Here is a 20,051-nt window from a genome sequence, read left to right on the forward strand (position 1 = left end):
GTCAGCGGACCACCCGGCCGCGCAGGATGATGCGGGAGGGGTTGCGCACCACGCTCAGGTCGCGGCGCGGGTCCTCCGGGTAGACGACCAGGTCGGCCAGCCCACCCTCGACAAGGCCGGGGAAGCCGAGCCATTCCCGGGCCCGCCAGGAGGCGGCGGCGAGGACGTCCACCGCCGACATGCCGGCCTGCTCGTGCAGCAGCAGCATCTCCTCGGCGGCCAGTCCGTGGTCGATGCCGCCGCCCGCATCGGTGCCCACGTAGATCGGCACCCCGGCCTCGTGGGCGGCGCGGACCACGGCAGGGAAGCCGTCCCGCAGGGCGAGCATGTGGTCGGCGTACCCGGGGAACCGGGGGCGGGCCCGGTCGGCGATGCCGCCGAAGGTCCGAATGTTGATCATCGTGGGGACCAGCGCGGTGCCCTGCCGGGCCATCAGGTCGATCAGGTCGAGGCTCAGTCCGGTGCCGTGCTCCACCGAGTCCACCCCGGCCCGCACCATGATCTCCACCGCCGACTCGCTGAAGGTGTGCACCGCGGCGCGTGCCCCGGCGGCGTGTGCGGCGGCCACCGCGGCGGTCATCGTGTCGGCGTCCCAGGCCGGCGCGAGGTCGCCGACGCCGCGGTCGATCCAGTCGCCGACCAGCTTGACCCAGCCGTTCCCGGCGGCGGCCTGCGCGGCCACGGTCGCGGCCACCTCCGCCGCGTCGACCTCCAGGCCGATGTCGCGCAGGTAGCGCTTCGGCGGGGCCACGTGCCGGCCGGCGCGGGCCAGTCGCGGCAGCTCCGGTTCGTCGTCGAGTTCGGGGTACGGGTACGGCGAGCCCGCGTCCCGCAGCGCGAGCACCCCGGCGTCCCGGTCGGTACGGGCCGATTTCCGGGCCTGGTCGAGGGAGGTGATCGGGGTGCCGCCCCGGGCGATGCCGAGGTGGCAGTGGGCGTCGACCAGACCGGGCAGCACGAATCCACGGTCGACGACCGTCTCCGCCCCGGGCACCGGGTCGAAGGTGACCCGGTCGGCGTCGAGCCAGATGTCGCGTACCTCGTCGTCGGGCAGGAGCACACCGCGCACATGCAGAGCCATGCGCACAGTCCTACCCGATCACTGCCCGTCGGGGGCGAGCAGGTCGTTCTTCCGGGCGGTCAACGCCGGCAGGTCGACGGAGGCCTTCCACGGCTGCTCGGTGACGAAGAGGTCATCGGTGTGGGTGACCTGCTCGTACTCTTGGTTGGCACCGAGCGTGTACTCGGTGAGCGTGAGCCGGTCCTGGAGCGGGTCGAGCACCCAGTAGGACCGGACACCGGCGTGCGCGCAGACCTTCGCCTTGTCGTACATGTCGCGGAAGGTGGAGGTGGGCGAGACCACCTCCACGGCGAGCAGTGCGTCCTCGACCGGGACCGGCGATCGGCCGGCGTGCTTGCGACGAATGACGACCACGTCGGGACGCGGCTCGTTGCGGCGGTCCACCCGCATCGACAGGTCGAAGCTCACCAGCTACTCCGGCGGGCAGTTGACTCGAAGCGCAAGCAGCAGCTCGACACACAGCTCTTGGTGCATGGCAGTCGGCGACGGCACGATCAACCTTCCGTTGATCAGTTCGTACGGAAGGTCCTGCGGCAGGTCGCCGAGGTCGTCGACCGTCCACTCGTGCCGTTCGGGCAGGATCGGGGCCGCGGTCATGACATCTCCTGGGGGCGGCAACCACCCTAGGCTCCGGAATCGTCACCCACCGCCACCGACACGCGTCAGCGGGGACGGTTGTCGCCCTTGCCGAGCTTGTTGAAGTCGATCTTCGGCAGCTTGAAGCCCGGCGGCAGGCCCTGACCCCCGGCCAGGTCTCCCGGGTCCATCCCCGGGGGAAGCTGCGGCATGCCACCGGGGAACCCGCCCGGCAGCCCGGCCCCCGCACCACCGCGTGGCCGGTTGCCACCCTTGGTGCCCTTGCGCTTGTTCTTGGGCGACTTGGTGGCCTTGCGGCGACCCCCGCCGGGCAGGCCCATCATGCCGCCCATCTGCTTCATCATCTTCTGTGCGTCGGCGAAGCGGTTGAGCAGCTGGTTGACGTCCATCACGGTGACCCCGGAGCCACCGGCGATGCGGGCCCGCCGGGATCCGTTGATGATCTTCGGGTTGGTCCGCTCGGCCGGGGTCATCGACCTGATGATCGCGGTGACCCGGTCGAAGTGCTTGTCGTCCAGCTCGGCGAGCTGGTCCTTCATCTGCCCCATCCCGGGCATCATGGCCAGCACGTTGGCGATCGGGCCCATCCGCCGCACCGCGATGAGCTGGTCGAGGAAGTCCTCCAGGGTGAACTGCTCACCGCCCATCAGCTTGGCGGTCATCTTCTCCTTCTGATCGGAGTCGAAGGCCTGCTCGGCCTGCTCGATCAGAGTGAGGACGTCGCCCATGCCGAGGATCCGGCTGGCCATCCGGTCGGGGTGGAAGACGTCGAAGTCCTCCAGTTTCTCGCCGGTGGAGGCGAAGAGGATCGGCTGGCCGGTGACCTCCCGCACCGACAGTGCGGCGCCACCCCGGGCGTCACCGTCGAGCTTGGACAGCACCACACCGGTGATGCCGACGCCGTCGCGGAACGCCTCGGCGGTACGGACCGCGTCCTGACCCACCATCGCGTCGATGACGAAGATGACCTCGTCGGGGTCGACCGCGTCGCGGATGTCGGCGGCCTGCTGCATCATCTCGGCGTCGATGCCGAGCCGGCCGGCGGTGTCGACGATGACGATGTCCCGGGCGGCCCGCTTCGCGTGCTCGATCGAGGCGCGGGCGACCTGCACCGGGTCGCCGGTGCCGTTGCCGGGCTCCGGGGCGTACACCTCGACGCCGGCACGGCCACCGAGCACCTGGAGCTGCCCGACGGCGTTGGGGCGCTGCAGGTCGGCGGCGACCAGCAGCGGCTGGTGCCCCTGGGCCTTGAGCCAGCGGGCCAGCTTGCCGGCCAGGGTGGTCTTGCCCGAACCCTGGAGACCGGCCAGCATGATCACCGTCGGTGGCTGCTTGGCGAACTGGAGCCGTCGCCCCTCGCCGCCGAGCACGTTGATCAGCTCGTCGTTGACGATCTTGACGATCTGCTGGGCCGGGTTGAGCGCCTGGGAGACCTCCGCGCTGCGGGCCCGCTCCTTGACGTTCGCGATGAATCCCTTGACCACCGGCAGCGCGACGTCCGCCTCCAGCAGCGCGAGGCGGATCTCGCGCGCGGTGGCGTCGATGTCGGCGTCGGTGAGCCGGCCCTTGCCGCGGAGCTTGGTGAAGATTCCGGACAGGCGGTCACTCAAGGTGTCAAACACGCGAACATCCCGTTTGTCGTTTTCCGGCGGGCACAACGCGGCCGGGCAGAAGTCCAGCCACCGCTAGGGTAGCCCGCCACCCGCCACCGCGCTCCGGCCCCGCCCAGCCACCGCGCTCCGGCCCGCCCAGCCACCGCCCGGACCGCCCTGATCCGTCGACGTCATCAGCTCCACAGCATCCCCACCCATCCACCCGCACCGCCGGCCGCCCCGTCCGCGCACTCACACGGCGGCCAGCACCGCCGCTTCCAACCGGGCCCGCTCGGCGTCGTCGGGCCAGCCGCCCACCAGGTAGAAGGCGTCCACCACGTCGCCACCGAGGGTGGAGATCCGGGCCGCCCGGACCTGCGCCCCGGCCTCGTCCAACGCGCAGGTCACCCGGTAGAGCAGGCCGGCGGCGTCGGCGGCGCGCAACTCCAGCAGCACCGCGTCGGTGGCCGCCTCCCGGTGCCACACCACCCGGGGAGCGGCCCCCTCGGCCCGCGCGGCGAGGGCCCTCCCCCGCAGCCGCTGGGTCACCGAGACGTCACCGTTGACCGCGCGCCGCAGGTCGGTGCTGAGCGCGATCGGGTCCGGGGCCAGCCCGTAGCGGGGCTGCACCCGGCACTCCACCAGGGCCCGGCCGTCGACGGTGGAGGCGTCGGCCGCGAGCACCTCAAGCCGGTGCAGGGCCAGGCAACCGGCCACCGTGGCGAGCAGCCCACGCCGGTCGGCGGCGGCCACCGCCACCACCTCCTCGGTCAGGTGTACGGCCGGTAGCGGCCCGGCCACCAGCGCCGGATCCGGAGCCGGTGGCGCGGGCAGCGCGCCGGTGTCCAGTGCGGTGCGTACCCGGGAGACCAGTTCGGCGACGAGCCGACCCTTCCAGTCCGACCAGGCCGCCGGGCCGGTGGCGGCGGCGTCGGCCCGGACCAGGGCGTGCAGCAGGTCCAACGTGGTGGTGTCACCGACCCGCTCGGCCACCCCGGCGATCGTCTTCGGGTCGGACAGGTCGCGCCGGGTGGCCACGTCGGGCAGGAGCAGGTGCAGCCGCACCAGCGTGCCGATCAGCCCCGCCTCCTCGGCGGGCAGGCCGATCCGGGTCGCCACCGCCTCGGCCAGCGGCGCACCGACGGTCGAGTGGTCGCCGCCCAGCCCCTTGCCGATGTCGTGCAGGAACGCGCCGATCAGCAGCAGGTCCGGGCGCTCGACGTCGCGGGTGTGCCGGCTCGCCTCGTGGGCCGTCTGCACGAGGTGCCGGTCGAGGGTGAACCGGTGCACCGGGTTGTGCTGGGGCAGGCTGCGCAGCCGGGTCCACTCGGGCAGCCAACCGTCGATCAGGCCGTACCTGTCGCAGGTCTCCCAGGCGGGCACCAGGCCGGGGCCGGCACCGAGCAGGGTGACGAACGCGGCCCGGGCGGCCGGTGGCCAGGGCGCGGGCAGCGGCGGGCAGTACGCGGCCAGCCACTCGCAGGTGGCGCGGGCGATCGGCAGCCGGGTGCTGGCCGCCGCGGCGGCGATCCGCAGCGACAGGCTCGGGTCGGGGCGGGCCCCGATGGCGGTCCGGGCGAGCACCAGTTCCCCGTCGTGTTCGACCACGTCCCGGGCCACCGGCCGGCGCAGCGGCCGGCCGTCGGCACCCCGGCGGCGGCCGGAGCGGAGGCGGTCGGCGGCCCGCCAGGCGTCGTCGAGGGCGTGGCTGACGGTGCGTGCGTCACCGGCCACCCGACGCAGCAGGGCGTCGCCGTCGCCGGACTCCGCCCGTGCCCCGGCGTCGGTGGCCTCGGACGCCGGCTGGCGCAGGCCGAGCAGCGCGGCGACCCCGGCGCGTTCCTGGGCGACCAGCCGGTCGACCCGGCGGCCCACCTGCTGGTGCAGGGCGTCGCGGGTGTCCAGCAGCCGCAGGTGGGCGGCGCGGACGGCGGGACGCAGCGCGTCGGTGATCCCGGCGGTGGCGATGGCCCGCAGGATGCCCACGTCACGCAGCCCGCCAGCGGCCTCCTTGAGGTCGCCTTCGAGCAGGAAGGCCAGCTCGCCGTGGGTACGCCAGCGCACCTCGGTGATCTCCCGCAGGGCGGGCAGCTGACGGACGGCGGTCCGCCGCCAGTGGTCGGTGGCGGTGCGGACGAGGGTGTCGGCGAGGCTGGGGTCGCCGGCGACGAACCGGGCGTCGAGCAGGGCGAGGGCGACCTTGACGTCGTCCTGGGCCACCGACAACGCCTCGGCGAGGGTACGCACGGAATGGTCCAGGCGGACCCCGGCGTCCCAGATCGGGTACCACAGCGAGGCGGCCAACTCGTCCACCCCGGCCACCCCGGCGTGCAGCAGCACGAGGTCGAGGTCGCCGTACGGGGCGCACTGCCGACGGCCGAGGCCACCGACGGCGACCAGCGCGATGCCCTCCCGCCCCGGCAGCAACCCCCGCAGCCACGTGTCGAACGCCCCCGCCCGGGTCACCCGGGCCGGTTCCCCGATCCCCCCGGGCACCCGGACGACCCCGTCGACCAAGAGGTTTGCGTCCCCGTCGCCGGTGTCGCCCGACGCATTCCTCTTGATCGACGAGGTCATCTGGTGGGTCCTCCTACAGGGCGTCGAGGCCGCGTTCGCCGGTACGGACCCGGACGACCTCTTCCACACCGGTCACCCAGACCTTGCCGTCGCCGATCTTGCCGGTCCGGGCGGCGGCCACGATCGCGTCGACCACCTTGTCGACGTCCATCTCGTCGGTGAGCACCTCGACCCGGATCTTGGGCAGGAACTCGACCGTGTACTCGGCACCCCGGTAGACCTCGGTGTGCCCCTTCTGACGCCCGTACCCCTGGACCTCGCTGACGGTCAGCCCGGCCACGCCGAGGGCGTGCAGGGCCTCCTTCACCGCGTCCAGTTGGTACGGCTTGATGACCGCGGTCACCAGCTTCATGTCCAAGCCCTCCATTCTCCGAACTTAACCGGCGACCTTCTCGTCCACCGGCGCGGTGGCCGGCTCGGGGGCCTCCGGGGAGGCCGACTTCGCGCCGCCCGGGGTGATCCCGGCCATCGCGAACGCCCCACCACCGGCACCGCCGGTGCTCGGGGAGAGGTCGTAACCGCTCTCCGCGTGCTCGCTGATGTCGATGCCCTCGACCTCGTCGTCGGCCTTGACCCGGAAACCGAGGGTCTTGTCGATGACGAAGGCGAGCACCCAGGCGACACCGAACGACCAGACGGTCACGATCAGGCCGGCGAGGGCCTGGCGGCCGAACTGGGTCACGCCGCCGCCGTAGAACAGGCCGTCGGAGGCGCCGACCACGTCGCTGATCGCGGCGTTGACCGAGTTGGTGGCGAACAGGCCGAGCCAGAGCGACCCGATCCAACCGCCGACGAAGTGCACGCCGACCACGTCGAGCGAGTCGTCGTAGCCGAGCTTGTACTTCAGGCTGATGGCCAGCGCGCAGACCACACCGGCGACGATGCCGAGCAGGACTGCCGCCCAGGGGGCGATGAAGCCACAGGCCGGGGTGATGGCGACCAGACCCGCGACGGCACCGGACGAGGCACCGACCATGGTCGGCTTCTTGTCCTTGATCCACTCCACCGCGATCCAGCCGAGCACCGCCGCGGCGGTGGCGAGCTGGGTGTTGATGAAGGCCAACCCGGCGACCGAGTCGACGGTCAGCTCCGACCCGGCGTTGAAGCCGAACCAGCCGAACCAGAGCAGACCGGCACCGAGCGCGACAAGCGGGATGTTGTGCGGCTTCATACCCTCACGGGGCCAGCCCAGCCGCTTGCCGAGCACCAGGGCGACGGCGAGGGCCGCCGCACCGGCGTTGATGTGCACCGCGGTGCCACCGGCGAAGTCCAACGCGTGGATCTTGGCGCCGATGATGCCGCCGCCCCACACCCAGTGGGCGACCGGGAAGTAGACCAGGGTGGCCCAGCCGAAGGCGAACAGCAGCCAGCCGCCGAACTTGGCCCGGTCGGAGATCGCCCCGCTGATCAGCGCGACGGTGATCACCGCGAAGACCATCTGGAACGCCATGAACACGTACAGCGGTACGCCGATGCCGCTGGGGTTCTCCGCCGTGGCACCCCACAGGTCGGTCTCGGCGAGGAAGGTCTTGGTGCCGAGGTACGCACCGGGGTCGCCCCAGAAACCGTTGACGTCGGTCCCGAAGGCAATGCTGAAACCGTAGAACCACCACAGAACAGAGATGAGCCCGATGGCGGAGAAGCTCATCATCATCATGTTGAGCACGCCCTTGGCCCGGTTGAGGCCGCCGTAGAACAGCGCCAGTCCCGGGGTCATGAGCAGCACGAGAGCGGTCGAAACCAGCAGCCAAACGGTGTTGCCGCCGTCGATCGTCGGTGCTTCAGGCACGCTGGCCTCCTAAAAGTGAAGTTCCCTCCTTCGCGGCTTCCGGGGCAGCGTCGCCCGTACGCCGGTTGGCCGAGAGCTTGGTGGGCCGCTGTTTCCTGCACCGACCCCCCTCGATTTCCGACACGTGACGGGTTGTTTCCGGCGTGTGAAGAACCTCGATCATGAAAATCGGAAAACGAAAGAGTGGCCGTTCGGCAACGAACGGCCACTCTTTCCCCGATGACGACCAATCGGAGGGGTGGTCCGGGCGATCGGCGCGCGGGGCTACCGGGCCTGGCTCGCGTGGGGCATGCCGGGCCGGGCGCGCGCAGGAGCCGCGCTCGACGCGCAGGAGAGGGGCCTCGGTCAGCGCAGGGCGTGCTCCAGGGCGTGCCGCTCGTAGTCGAGCAGGCGCAGGTCGCGCATCGGGCGACGAAGGTGACCCTTGTGCACGATCCGGACGAACGCCGGCTCGCCCGCGGCGGCCATCCGGCGGATGCCCTCCACGTGGTCGACGACCCGCTTGCGGATGGTCCGGATCAGCCGGTGCCGGTCCCGGGGGATCAACCCGTACGCGTCGGCGAAGAGCCGCAGCCGGCGCGGCCGGTCCGGGTTCTTCCAGCCGAGCGTGATCGAGTCCCGGTCGGCGAAGATCGGCACCCAGGTCCAGGCCGCGTACGCCACGTCGTAGATCCGGGCGCCGGGCGAGGCGAGGTCGAAGTCGATCAGGCCGAGGGTGCCGTCAGGCCGCCAGATCACGTTGTGCGGGGCGGCGTCGTGGTGGCAGATCACCTCGGTGTCCGGCGGCGGCGGCCCGAACGAGCGCCACACCGCGCCGGGCGGCGGGGCGAACCCGTACTGGGCGTCGTGGAACATCCGCAGCATGGTGGCCACCGTCACCAGCGCCTCGTCGGTGACCCAGTGCGGGGCCAGCGGATATTCCCCGCACTCCCCTTCGAGGTAGGACAGGACCTCCCGGTTGCGCTCGTCCATGCCCAGCGCCCGGGGTGCGCCGGTGAACCCGACGTACTCCAGGTGGCGCAGCAGGGCGTGTACCGAGGGCGTCCACGGGCCGGCGTTACGCCGGACGGTGTCGCCGACCCGGACCACTGTGCTCACGTTCCCGCCGTGCAGCGGGATCTCCTGCGAGGTCACGTACGGTCTCCCCAGGCCCGGCGCCGCATGGCGGGGGTCACGCCACCCGGCGTACGCGCGATCGTCGTTGCTCACCGCGAGGTTACGCGTCCCGGGAGAGCGGCTCGGTGCCGAGCAGCGCGTCGACGAACTGCGCCGGGTCGAACGGGGCCAGGTCGTCCGCGCCCTCGCCGAGGCCGACCAGCTTGACCGGGATACCGAGCTTGCGCTGTACGGCGATCACGATGCCGCCCTTGGCCGTCCCGTCGAGTTTGGTCAGCACCACGCCCGTCACGTTGACCACCTCGGTGAAGACCCGGGCCTGTTCCAGCCCGTTCTGCCCGGTGGTGGCGTCCAGGATCAGCAGGGTCTCGTCGATCGGGCCGTGCTTCTCCACCACCCGCTTGACCTTGCCCAGCTCGTCCATCAGGCCGATCTTGTTCTGCAGGCGGCCGGCGGTGTCGATGAGCACGGTGTCGGTGCCGGCGTCGATGCCCCGGCGGACCGCGTCGAAGGCCACGCTGGCCGGGTCGGCGCCCTCCGCGCCCCGGACCGTCTCGGCGCCCACCCGGCCGCCCCAGGTCTCCAGCTGGTCGGCGGCGGCGGCCCGGAAGGTGTCGGCCGCGCCGAGGGTGACCGAGCGCCCGTCGGCGACCAGCACCCGGGCGATCTTGCCGCAGGTGGTGGTCTTGCCGGCCCCGTTGACCCCGACCACCAGCAGTACCGCCGGCAGGCCGTCGCGGCCGGTGGTGCGCAGCGACCGGTCCAGGCCCGGATCGAGGGCGTTGACCAGCTCGGCGGCGAGCAGATCGCGCAGCTCACCGGCGGAGCGGGTGCCGAGCACCCGGGTCCGCTCGCGGAGCCGGTCGACGATGTCCCGGGTGGCGTCGATGCCGACGTCGGCGGTGATCAGGCTGTCCTCGATCTCCTCCCAGGCGTCCTCGTCCAGGTGGTCCCGGGCGAGCAGGCCGAGCAGGCCCTTGCCGAAGGCGTTCTGCGAGCGGGCCAGCCGGGACCGCAGCCGGACCAGCCGGCCGGCGGTCGGCTCGGGGACCTCCAGCGGCGGGGCCTCGACCATCGGCGGCTCGACCAGGACACCGGTGGACAGGTCGGACTCCGCCGCCTCGACGGGCGGCCCGGCCAGCTCCTCCTCGGCCCGGGTGTCGACCTCGGTCTGCGGCAGCGGGGGTTCGGCCCGCCGGCGCAGCCGGGGCACCACCAGGCCGAGGCCGCCGAGGATCAGCACACCGAGCAGGGCCAGTGCGACGAGGAGGTAGTCCGTCATGCCGAAATCCTGTCAGATGCCGGCGACGGCGTCCCACTCACCGCCTCCGGACCCGAGCGAGCTGCGGGTACGCTCGCCGCTGCCGGGGGTGACCCACCCGCCCACGGGTAGAAAAGATGAATCGTCTTCTCCTCGGAGGTGCCACCCATGCCCGAGCCGCGTCTGCTCATCGGCCCGTTGCTGCGCCGGGTCGTCGGCACCCGGGCAACGGTGTGGGTGGAGACGAGCGGGCCCGCGGTGGTCACCGTCCGCACGGCCGACGGCGCCTCCGGCTCCGCGCCGACCTTCTCCGCGTACGAGCACCACTACGCGTTGGTGGTGGTGGAGGGGCTCACCCCGGACCATGCCACCAGCTACGAGGTGCTTGTCGACGACGAGCTGGTCTGGCCGGTGGCCCGGGACGGCTTCCCGCCCAGCGTGATCCGGACCAGGGCGGCCGACGACCGGGACCAGCCGGTCAGCCTGATCTTCGGGTCGTGCCGGGAGACCACCCAGCACAACACCGCCCGCCGGCTGCCCCCGGACGCGCTGGACGCGTACGCCCGGCGGCTGATGGCCGCGCCCGACCCGGACGACCTGCCCGACCTGCTGGTGCTCCTCGGTGACCAGGTCTACGCCGACGTCACGTCGCCCACGGTCAAGCGCCTGCTCAAGCGGCGTCGGCGGCGGCCGCAGGACGCCCCGGCCGACCAGGTGGTGAGCTTCGACGAGTACACCAAGCTCTATCTGGAGTCGTGGCGCGACCCGGAGATCCGCTGGCTGCTCTCCACCGTGCCGAACGTGATGATCTTCGACGACCACGAGGTGATCGACGACTGGAACACCTCCCGGTCGTGGCGGGCCGACATGCGCGCTCAGGCCTGGTGGGCCGAGCGGATCCGCAGCGGCCTCGCCTCCTACTGGGTCTACCAGCACCTGGGCAACCTGGCCCCGGACGAGATCGCCGCCGACCCGATCTACGCCAAGGTGGTCGCCGCCGGGGACGCCACCGACGTGCTGCGGGAGTTCGGTGAGCGGGTCGACAGGGAGGCCGACGAGGCGCACGACACCGAGCGCTGGCGGGCCGTGCAGTACCAGTGGAGCTACGCGCTGGACCTGGGCCGGACCCGGCTGGTCATGCTGGACAACAGGTGCAGCCGGGTACTCGAACCGGGCAGCCGGGCGATGCTGCCCGCCGGCGAGTGGTCCTGGTTCCTCGACCGGGCCCACGGCGTCTACGACCACCTGGTGATCGGGGCGTCGCTGCCCTGGCTGCTGCCGCCTGGCATCCACCACGTGGAGGCGTGGAACGAGAAGCTGGCCGACTCCGGCCGACCGTGGGTGGCCGGGCTCGCCGAGAAGCTGCGCCGCGCCCTCGACCTGGAGCACTGGGCCGCGTTCCGCCGCTCGTTCGACGCCCTCGGCGCGCTCTTCGCCCGGTTGGGCAGCGGCGGACCGAGCACCCCCGGGGACCGGGTCGGCGCCGGGCCCGCCTACCCGGCGCCGGCGTCGATCAGCGTGCTCTCCGGCGACGTGCACCACTCGTACGTGGCCCGGGCCCGGTTCGACGACCCGGCGGTACGTACCCCGGTGCACCAGCTCACCTGCTCGCCGATCCACAACCAGGTGCCGGCGGCGATGCGTCCGCTGATGAAGCTGGGCTGGAGTTCCGGGCCGGCGGCGGCCACCCGGGCGCTGGCCCGGTCCGCCGGGGTACGCCGTCCGACGGTGCGTTGGAAGAAGCTGGCCGGCCCGTACTTCGGCAACGCGGTGAGCACGCTGCGTCACACCGGGCGGGACGCCGAGGTGCTGATCGAGGGCACCACAAGCGACGGGCACCTGCGGGAAGTTGCCAGACAGCAACTTTCCTCGGCGAAGTGACGAACGGCACGTAACCTTTGCCCCGTGGACGATCATCTGCCGGAGACGCTGCGCGTGCTGGAGCACGAACTGGCGGCGCTGCTCCGCCGGGGCCGGGCGCTGTCCTGGGAGATCGCCGGGGAGGTGCACCCCAACCTGGAGCCGAACGCCTACGGCCTGCTGCTCTGGCTGCGCCGGTCCGGTTCCACCCGGCTCACCGACCTGGCCGTGCTGCTGGGCATCGGCAAGGGCACGTTGAGCCGGCAGATCCAGGGGCTGGAGGTGTTGGGCCTGGTGCGCCGCGATCCGGACCCGGCCGACCGGCGGGCGGCGCAGCTGCGGCTGACCGAGGAGGGCACCCGGCGGTTCGACGCGGCCCGGGCGGCCCGGATGGACCAGATCAACAGGTCCATGGAGAAGTGGCCCAAGCGGGACGTCGAGGAGTTCGCGCGCCTCATGCACCGGTTCAACGAGACCTTCTGACCCGCCGCGCCCGCTTCCCCGGGCGGAATAGAGTCTCGTCACGTCCGGTTGTTGCTTGAGGCAACAAAAGCTTACGGTTGCCCGAGGCACCCTTTTCACCACCGGAGGCAGCAACGATGACCCAGGCGACAGCGCCCACCAGGGCGACCGGCGTCGAGATGACCCACCGGCAGATCCTGGAGGCCCTCTCCGGACTGCTGCTTGGCATGTTCGTCGCGATCCTCTCCTCCACGGTCGTCTCCAACGCGCTGCCGCGGATCATCACCGAGCTCAAGGGCGGGCAGTCCGCCTACACCTGGGTGGTCACCTCGACCCTGCTGGCGACGACCGCCACCACCCCGATCTGGGGCAAGCTCGCCGACCTGACCAGCAAGAAGATCCTGGTCCAGCTCTCCCTCACCATCTTCGTGCTGGGCTCCGTGCTGGCCGGCCTGTCCCAGTCCACCGAGCAGCTCATCGCCTGCCGGGTGCTCCAGGGCGTCGGCGCCGGCGGCCTCACCGCCCTGGCCCAGGTGATCATGGCAACGATGATCGCGCCCCGCGAGCGCGGCCGGTACAGCGGCTACCTCGGCGCGGTGATGGCCCTCGGCACCATCGGCGGCCCGCTGATCGGCGGCGTCATCGTGGACACCTCCTGGTTGGGCTGGCGCTGGTGCTTCTACGTCGGCGTGCCGTTCGCCATCGCCGCCCTGGTGGTGCTCCAGAAGACCCTGCACCTGCCGGTGGTCAAGCGCCAGGTGAAGATCGACTGGTGGGGCGCGACCCTGATCACCGCCGCCGTGTCGCTGCTGCTGATCTGGGTCACCCTGGCCGGCGACAAGTACGACTGGCTCTCCTGGCAGAGCGCCGTCATGGTGACCGGTGCGGTCGCCCTCGGTGTGCTCGCCGTCCGGGTGGAGAACCGGGCCAGCGAGCCGATGATCCCGCCCCGGCTGTTCCGCAACCGGACCATCACCCTCGCCGTCGTCGCCAGCATCGCCGTCGGCGTGGGAATGTTCGGCGCCTCGGTCTTCCTCAGCCAGTACTTCCAGATCAGCCGGGGCGCGACCCCCACCATGTCCGGCCTGATGACCATGCCGATGATCCTCGGGCTGCTGGTCTCCTCCACCGTGGTCGGCCGGATCATCACCAACACCGGCCGCTGGAAGCGTTACCTGGTGGCCGGGTCGGCGCTGCTCACCGCCGGCTTCGCGCTGATGGGCACGATCCGCTACGACACCCCGTACTGGCACCTCGCCATCTACATGGCGCTGATCGGCCTGGGCCTCGGCATGACCATGCAGAACCTCGTCCTCGCCGTGCAGAACACCGTCGGCACGCACGAACTCGGCGCGGCCAGCTCGGTGGTGGCGTTCTTCCGCAGCCTCGGCGGCGCGATCGGCGTGTCCGTGCTCGGCGCGGTGCTCGGCCACCGGGTCAAGGACTACATCGCCGACGGCCTGGCCGCGCTTGGCATTCCGAGCACCGGCTCGGGCAGCGGCGGTGTGCTGCCGGACGTGCACAGTCTGCCCGGTCCGATCCGCACCGTGGTGGAGAGCGCCTACGGCCACGGCGCGGGTGACATCTTCCTGGCCGCCGCCCCGTTCGGGCTGATCGCCCTGATCGCGGTGATCTTCATCAAGGAGATCCCGCTGCGCCAGCACACCGGCGACGCCCTGACCGACACCGTCGACCAGGAGTCCACCGTCGTCGCGGGCGGCGGCGCGGCGGTGGTGCGCACCGGGACCCGGGACTGACCGGTGAGCACCCCCGTCGAGCGCGAGCAGTACGGCCCGCAGGCCCGCCCGCTGGAGTTCGAGCGGGGCACCGACGGGCCCCGGGTCGTGCTGGTCGGCGTCGACGGCAGCCGGACCTCGCTGCGGGCCGCGTCGTACGCGGCGGGGCTGGCCCGCCGGCAGGACGCCGGGCTGGTGGTGGTCTTCGTCAGCGCCCCGGTCGCCTACACCGCGCTGATGTCCGGGGTGGTGGCCGGTGCGGTCCAGCAGACCCACGACGAACTCACTTCCGAGCTGCGGCAGGAGTGCCGCCGGGGCGCGGAGGAACTCGGGCTGCCGGTGACGTTCCTGTGCCGGCGCGGCGACGCGTACGCCGAACTCCGCGCGGCGGCCGACGAGTCCCGGGCGGACCTGGTGGTGGTCGGCTCCTCCGCGCAGGCCGGGCACCGACTGGTCGGTTCGGTCGCCACCCGACTGGTCCGCGCCGGCCGCTGGCCGGTCCTCGTGGTCCCCTGACCGCGGGCATGCGGTGCGGCGACGAATACCTGTCGCGGAATGTCGGACCGGCGGGCGAGGATGCCCGGCATGACCTGGCGAGCACCGGAGATCACCCGGACCCCTGAACTCCCCGTCGGCGACGAGCGGGCCATGCTGGAGAGCTGGCTCGACTACCACCGGCAGACCCTGCTGCTCAAGTGCGCCGGGCTGACCGCCGCGCAGTTGCGCACCCCGAGCGTGGAGCCGTCGGCGCTGACCCTGCTCGGCCTGGTCCGGCACCTGGGCGAGGTGGAGTCCTGGTGGTTCCGGGAGAACTTCGCCGGGCAGCAGGTCGACTACCCGTACGGTTCCGTGGACGACCCGCGCGCCGACCTCGACGTCAGCCACGCCGACGCCGAGGCCGACTTCGCCGCCTACCACGAGCAGGTCGCCCTGGCCCGGGCTGCCACCGTCGGCCGCTCGCTCGACGAGACGTTCACCGAGGTCCATGCCAAGAAGCGGACCTTCAGCCTGCGCTGGGTCTACCTCCACCTGATCGAGGAGTACGCCCGGCACAACGGTCACGCCGACCTGCTCCGGGAACGCCTCGACGGCGTCACCGGCGAGTGACCCCGGTGCGGGCGTCCGCAGGGACCGGCCCACCGGTCGCCGACCCGCCCGGCGGGCACCGCCACCCCGGCCGGCCCACCGGGCGCCGGGTCAGTAGGCCAGCGCCGCCCGCAGGTAGCGCAGCCCCTCCGGCCCGCTCCACCGGTACGCCGACAGCCCCGCCGCCCGGGCACCCCGGATCGCCCAGTCCTCGTCGTCGACGAAGAGCACCCGGGCCGGTGGGGTCACCAACGCCGCGCAGGCCGCCTGGAAATACTCCTTGGCCGGCTTGTGCACCCCGACGACCGAGGAGTTGACCACCACGTCCAGCTCGCCGACCAGGCCCAGCTCGGCGAGGTCGGTGTCGAGCAGGTCGGTGGCGTTGGTGCCGAGCCCGACCCGGATCCCGGCGGCCCGCGCCTCGCGGACGAAGGCCAGCACGTCGGCGTCGACCTCGCCCCGGTAGCGCTGCCACTGCTCCACCGCCGCCCGCGCCCGGTCCGGGCCGACCGACTCGGTCAGCGCGTCGGCCACGCTGGACACCCAGTCGGCGTGGCTGACCTGGCCGGTCAGCACCGGTTGGAGCCGCCCCCAGTGCATGGCGATCTCGCCGAGCACCCCGGCGGAGAGGCCGTACTCCCGCTCGATGCCGGCGGCCACCGCCGGGTCCCAGTGCCGCAGCACGCCGTCGAAGTCGAGCAGGAGTGCCGTCGGCCGTTCCCGTGCCACTACTGATTCTCCTCAGTTCGGTCGGACCGTTCGTCGTCGGTCCGGTTGAGCCGTTGGCTGATCACCTGGGTGACGCCGTTGCGCATGGTGACGCCGTAGAGCGCGTCGGCGATCTCCATGGTCCGTTTCTGGTGGGTGATGACGATCAGCTGGCTCTTCTCCCGCAGCTGGGCCAGCAGGGTGATCAACCGACCCAGGTTCACGTCGTCGAGGGCCGCCTCCACCTCGTCCATGATGTAGAACGGGCTGGGCCGGGCCCGGAAGATCGCCACCAGCATCGCCACCGCGGTCAGCGACCGCTCGCCACCGGAGAGCAGCGACAGCCGTTTGATCTTCTTGCCGGGCGGCCGGGCCTCCACCTCCACGCCGGTGGCGAGCAGGTCGTCGGGTTCGGTGAGGATCAACCTGCCCTCGCCGCCGGGGAAGAGCACGGTGAAGACCTGCTCGAACTCGCGGGCGGTGTCCTCGAACGCGCTGGCGAAGACCTCCAGGATCCGCTCGTCGACGTCCTTGACCACGGTGAGCAGGTCACGCCGGGTGGCCTTGAGGTCCTCCAACTGCTCCGAGAGGAACTTGAAGCGCTCCTCCAGGGCGGCGAACTCCTCCAGCGCGAGCGGGTTGACCTTGCCGAGCAGGGCCAGCTCCCGTTCCGCCTTGGCGGCCCGTTTCTCCTGCACCGGCCGCTCGTAGCGGACCGGCTCGGGCACCGGCAGGCCGTCGCGTTCGGCCGCCGCGACGTCCACCGGGGTCGGCGGGACGGGCTGCGCCGGGCCGTACTCGGCGACCAGGGTCTCCACGTCCAGGCCGAAGTCCTCGGCGGCCTTGGCCTCCAACTGTTCGATGCGCAGCCGTTGCTCGGCGCGGGCCACCTCGTCCCGGTGCACCTGGCTGGTCAACCGCTCCAGCTCCGCGCCGAGCCGCTTCGCCGCGCCGCGTACCTCCTGGAGTTCGGCCTCCCGGGCGGCGCGTTCGCGGGCGATCGCGTCGCGGTGTTCCTCGGCACGCGCGATGGAGGTGCCGAGCCGGGTCAGCGCCTCGCGGGCGCCGCCGACCACGGCGCGGGCGATCGCCGCGCCCCGGGTCCGCGCCGCCCGCCGGGCCGCCGCCCGCTCCCGGGCCGCCCGCTCGGCGGTGGCCTGCCGGGCCAGCGAGTCGGCCCGGCCGGCGATCGAGGCGACCCGCTCCTCCGCGGTACGCACCGCGAGCCGGACCTCCATCTCGTTCTGCCGGGCCCGGGGCACCATCGCGGCGAGCTGGTCCCGTTCCTCGGTGGAGGGTTCCGCGTCGATCGGGGTGTCCTCGGCGAGCCGCAGCCGTTCCGCCAGCTCGGCGAGGGCTGCCAGGTCCCGTTCCCGGGCCGCCTCGGCGCGGGAACGGCTCTCGCCGAGCCGCTCGGTCTCCGCCTTCGCCGACCGGGCCGCCGCGCCCAGCTCGGCCAGCCGCCGGGCGGCGGCGTTGCGGTGGCTCTCCGCCTCCCGTTTCGCGGCGGCGGCGTGCTGCACCGCCTCCTTCGCGGCGGCCACCTCGGCACGCGCGTCGACGAGCTGCTCACGCAGCTCGGCACCGGTCTGCTCGGCGGTGAGCCGGTTGGTCCGGGCCTCCTCCACGGCGGCCTGCACCTCGATGAAGCTGGCCGCCTTGGCCGACCCGCCGGCCGCCGCGTACGCCCCGACCACGTCGCCGTCCGGGGTGACCGCGCGCAGCTCCGGGTTGCCGGCGACCAGCTCGGCGGCGGCGGTGAGGTCGTCGACGAGCGCCACGTCGCGTAGTGCCCGGTGCACCGCAGGACGCAGCTCCGGGGCGCACTCCACCAGGTCGGGCGCCCACCGGGCGGTCTGCGGCAGCCGGGGGCGCAGCGCGTCGGCGGGACCGGTCATGCCGGGGCCGGCGGGACTGCCGACCAGCAGGCCGGCCCGCCCGGCGTCGGAGATCTTCAGCAGCCGCATCGCCTCGACGGCCTCGTCTACCCCGCTGACCGCGACCGCGTCGGCGAGCCCGCCGAGCGCGGCGGCGAGCGCCGCCTCGTGGCCGGCGGCGACGGTGAGCAGCCCGGCCAGGCTGCCGAGCAGGCCGGGCACCTCGTCGGCGCGGGCCAGCAGCGCCCCGGCACCGTCCTTGCGGCGCAGGCCCAGGGCGAGCGCCTCCTCGCGGGCCTTCCAGGTCGCGGCGTCCTTCTCGGCGGCCCGCTCGGTGTCGGTCAGCGCCCGGACGGTGGCCTGCGCGCGCTCGTGGACGGCCACCGCCTCGGCGTGCCGGTCGTCGAGTTCGGCGTTGTCCCGGTCGGCCTCGGTGGACTGCTCGGCGACCGTGTCCAGCTCGGCCTGGGCCTGGTCGGCGCGGGCCAGGGCGTCGGCGTGCGCGGCGGCGAGCCGGTCGATCTCCTCACCGGCGCTTGTGGTGCGGGCCTGCGCCGAGTTCACCTGACCGGTCAGCCGGGCCAGCCCCTCGCGCCGGTCGGCGATCGCCTTGGCTGCGGCGACCAGTTCCCGTTCGGCGGCGGCGAGCTGGCGTTCCAGCTCCTGCCGGTGCTCGACCGCCTCGGCGAGCCGGATCTGGTCGTCGGTGAGCGCCGCGCGCAGCTCCTCCTCCTGCTCGCGGACCCGTAGCGACTCGGCGTCCAACTGGTCGGGGTCACGGCCGGGGCGCTCGTCGTCGCCGGTGGCGCTGAGGTGGCGCAGCCGTTCCCGGGCCAGCTGCTCCACCGAGCGGAACCGTTCGGAGAGCGCGGAGAGCTTGTACCAGGTGTCCTGGGCGGCGGCGAGCAGCGGCGCGTCCTCGGCGAGCGCCGCCTCCAGCTCGCCGAGGCGGCCCTGGACCTCGGCGTGCTCGCCCTCGATCTGCTCGCGTCGCTCCCGCAGCGCCGTCTCGTCGGCGATCTCCTTGTCCAGGGTGGCCCGCAGGGTGTGCAGGTCGTCGGCGAGCAGCCGGAGCCGGGCGTCGCGCAGGTTGGCCTGGATGGCGGCGGCCCGGCGGGCCACCTCGGCCTGCCGGCCCAGCGGCTTGAGCTGGCGGCGCAGCTCGGCGGTGAGGTCGGTCAACCGGTTGAGGTTGACCTGCATCGCATCGAGCTTCCGCAGCGCCTTCTCCTTGCGCTTGCGGTGCTTGAGGACGCCGGCCGCCTCCTCGATGAACGAGCGGCGGTCCTCCGGCTTGGCGTGCAGCATGCCGTCGAGCCGACCCTGACCGACGATGATGTGCATCTCCCGGCCGATGCCGGAGTCGCTGAGCAGCTCCTGGATGTCGAGCAGCCGGCAGGAGTCGCCGTTGATCTCGTACTCGCTCTCGCCGGAGCGGAACATCCGGCGGGTGATGGAGACCTCGGTGTACTCGATCGGCAGCGCGCCGTCGGTGTTGTCGATGGTGAGGGTGACCTCGGCCCGACCCAGCGGCGCCCGCCCTGCGGTGCCGGCGAAGATGACGTCCTCCATCTTGCCGCCCCGCAGCGCCTTGGCGCCCTGCTCGCCCAGCACCCAGGCGATGGCGTCGACGACGTTGGACTTGCCGGAGCCGTTCGGGCCGACCACGCAGGTGATCCCCGGCTCCAGCTTCAACGTCGTGGCGGAGGCGAAGGACTTGAACCCCTTCACCGTCAGGCTCTTGAGATGCACCTTCTCGATCCTCGTCCGGTGACCACCGCAGGCGTCGCGGGCTGCGCGGACCTGGTGAACCCGCAGACTAACCCGTCGGTACGTGGTGGCCGGCACGCGACCCGCCCCGGCTCCGCGGTGCCCGCGCGTCCCCGCCCGCGCCGGTGGGGCCGGCCGGTGCGCCCCTTCCGTCGGGAAATGATCAGGTGTGCCGTGCCACATCGGGCGCCAAGATCGCGAATTGGCGATCGGGAATTATGTCGGAGACAGCACTGCGCGCCGGCACAGAAGTGACGGCGCGCTTTTTCGCGGTGGTGCTGTTCAGTTTTCTGCGGATCCGAAGATCAGGTGAGCGCCGGCTCGGCCAGCCGGAGGAGGTCGTCCACCTCCGCCGCAGCCGCCGCGAGCCGATCGTTGTCGGCGCGCAGGCGCGTGATCTCGAACTCCAGGGCCTGCACCCTGGAACGCAGTCGGGTGACCTCGTCGAGCAGACGCCGGTCGGGCGCTGCACCTACGTGGCCGTAGAGGGCCTTCGCCATGCTGACTCCTTGATATGCGCTGCCGGAAAAGCCGGCCAA

General features: G+C 72.5%; 17 protein-coding genes. 5 read left to right on the forward strand and 12 right to left on the reverse strand.

Annotated features, from left to right (window positions below):
* Position 1: 1 nt before the first annotated feature.
* From AC0AIB_RS15805 to ftsY, 9 genes are all read right to left on the reverse strand, one after another.
* Positions 2–1,081 carry an amidohydrolase family protein gene (locus AC0AIB_RS15805; RefSeq protein WP_465096957.1) on the reverse strand — a complete coding sequence of 360 codons (1,080 nt, stop codon included), beginning with the start codon at positions 1,079–1,081 and terminating at the stop codon, positions 2–4.
* 18 nt (positions 1,082–1,099) lie between these two features.
* The gene (locus tag AC0AIB_RS15810; RefSeq protein WP_465096958.1) at positions 1,100–1,489 is read right to left on the reverse strand and encodes a Uma2 family endonuclease; all 390 of its coding nucleotides are present in this window, start codon (positions 1,487–1,489) and stop codon (positions 1,100–1,102) included.
* A gap of 3 nt (positions 1,490–1,492) precedes the next feature.
* Complete coding sequence (locus AC0AIB_RS15815) at positions 1,493–1,678, reverse strand: hypothetical protein (RefSeq protein ID WP_328339122.1); 186 nt, start codon at positions 1,676–1,678, stop codon at positions 1,493–1,495.
* A 65-nt stretch (positions 1,679–1,743) separates the two neighbouring features.
* On the reverse strand, positions 1,744–3,300 hold the full coding sequence (gene ffh, locus AC0AIB_RS15820) for a signal recognition particle protein (RefSeq protein ID WP_328339123.1): 1,557 nt from the start codon (positions 3,298–3,300) through the stop codon (positions 1,744–1,746).
* 222 nt (positions 3,301–3,522) lie between these two features.
* Positions 3,523–5,847, reverse strand: coding sequence for a [protein-PII] uridylyltransferase (locus AC0AIB_RS15825; RefSeq protein WP_328339124.1), 2,325 nt, complete (start codon positions 5,845–5,847; stop codon positions 3,523–3,525).
* A gap of 13 nt (positions 5,848–5,860) precedes the next feature.
* Positions 5,861–6,199, reverse strand: a complete 339-nt coding sequence (locus tag AC0AIB_RS15830; RefSeq protein WP_067307311.1) for a P-II family nitrogen regulator — start codon at positions 6,197–6,199, stop codon at positions 5,861–5,863.
* Positions 6,200–6,223: 24 nt separating this feature from the next.
* On the reverse strand, positions 6,224–7,636 hold the full coding sequence (locus tag AC0AIB_RS15835; RefSeq protein ID WP_328339128.1) for an ammonium transporter: 1,413 nt from the start codon (positions 7,634–7,636) through the stop codon (positions 6,224–6,226).
* 345 nt (positions 7,637–7,981) lie between these two features.
* Positions 7,982–8,845 carry an aminoglycoside phosphotransferase family protein gene (locus tag AC0AIB_RS15840; RefSeq protein WP_328339130.1) on the reverse strand — a complete coding sequence of 288 codons (864 nt, stop codon included), beginning with the start codon at positions 8,843–8,845 and terminating at the stop codon, positions 7,982–7,984.
* Between the two features lie 7 nt (positions 8,846–8,852).
* Entirely contained in the window at positions 8,853–10,034 is a 1,182-nt protein-coding gene (gene ftsY, locus AC0AIB_RS15845; RefSeq protein ID WP_328339132.1) for a signal recognition particle-docking protein FtsY, read from the reverse strand.
* A 147-nt stretch (positions 10,035–10,181) separates the two neighbouring features.
* On the opposite strand from ftsY, the gene AC0AIB_RS15850 reads away from it, so the two are divergent.
* From AC0AIB_RS15850 to AC0AIB_RS15870, 5 genes are all read left to right on the forward strand, one after another.
* Entirely contained in the window at positions 10,182–11,894 is a 1,713-nt protein-coding gene (locus AC0AIB_RS15850; RefSeq protein ID WP_328339134.1) for a DUF7800 domain-containing protein, read from the forward strand.
* A gap of 24 nt (positions 11,895–11,918) precedes the next feature.
* Positions 11,919–12,356 carry a MarR family winged helix-turn-helix transcriptional regulator gene (locus AC0AIB_RS15855; RefSeq protein WP_328339136.1) on the forward strand — a complete coding sequence of 146 codons (438 nt, stop codon included), beginning with the start codon at positions 11,919–11,921 and terminating at the stop codon, positions 12,354–12,356.
* Positions 12,357–12,472: 116 nt separating this feature from the next.
* Positions 12,473–14,092 carry an MDR family MFS transporter gene (locus AC0AIB_RS15860; RefSeq protein ID WP_465096959.1) on the forward strand — a complete coding sequence of 540 codons (1,620 nt, stop codon included), beginning with the start codon at positions 12,473–12,475 and terminating at the stop codon, positions 14,090–14,092.
* Positions 14,093–14,095: 3 nt separating this feature from the next.
* Positions 14,096–14,587, forward strand: coding sequence for a universal stress protein (locus AC0AIB_RS15865; protein ID WP_465096960.1), 492 nt, complete (start codon positions 14,096–14,098; stop codon positions 14,585–14,587).
* A 69-nt stretch (positions 14,588–14,656) separates the two neighbouring features.
* A complete protein-coding gene (locus AC0AIB_RS15870; protein ID WP_465096961.1) occupies positions 14,657–15,178 on the forward strand; it encodes a DinB family protein in 522 nt (173 codons plus the stop codon).
* A gap of 90 nt (positions 15,179–15,268) precedes the next feature.
* Here AC0AIB_RS15870 and AC0AIB_RS15875 read toward each other — a convergent pair whose 3' ends face one another.
* From AC0AIB_RS15875 to AC0AIB_RS15885, 3 genes are all read right to left on the reverse strand, one after another.
* Positions 15,269–15,886 (reverse strand): HAD family hydrolase, encoded by a 618-nt coding sequence (locus AC0AIB_RS15875; RefSeq protein ID WP_328339145.1) that lies wholly within the window; start codon positions 15,884–15,886, stop codon positions 15,269–15,271.
* Complete coding sequence (gene smc / locus AC0AIB_RS15880) at positions 15,886–19,494, reverse strand: chromosome segregation protein SMC (RefSeq protein ID WP_465096962.1); 3,609 nt, start codon at positions 19,492–19,494, stop codon at positions 15,886–15,888. Before smc ends, AC0AIB_RS15875 begins: the two co-directional genes overlap by 1 nt.
* Positions 19,495–19,817: 323 nt before the next feature.
* A complete protein-coding gene (locus AC0AIB_RS15885) occupies positions 19,818–20,012 on the reverse strand; it encodes a hypothetical protein (protein ID WP_067305353.1) in 195 nt (64 codons plus the stop codon).
* Positions 20,013–20,051: the final 39 nt, after the last annotated feature.

Source organism: Micromonospora sp. DSM 43699 (assembly GCF_055517075.1).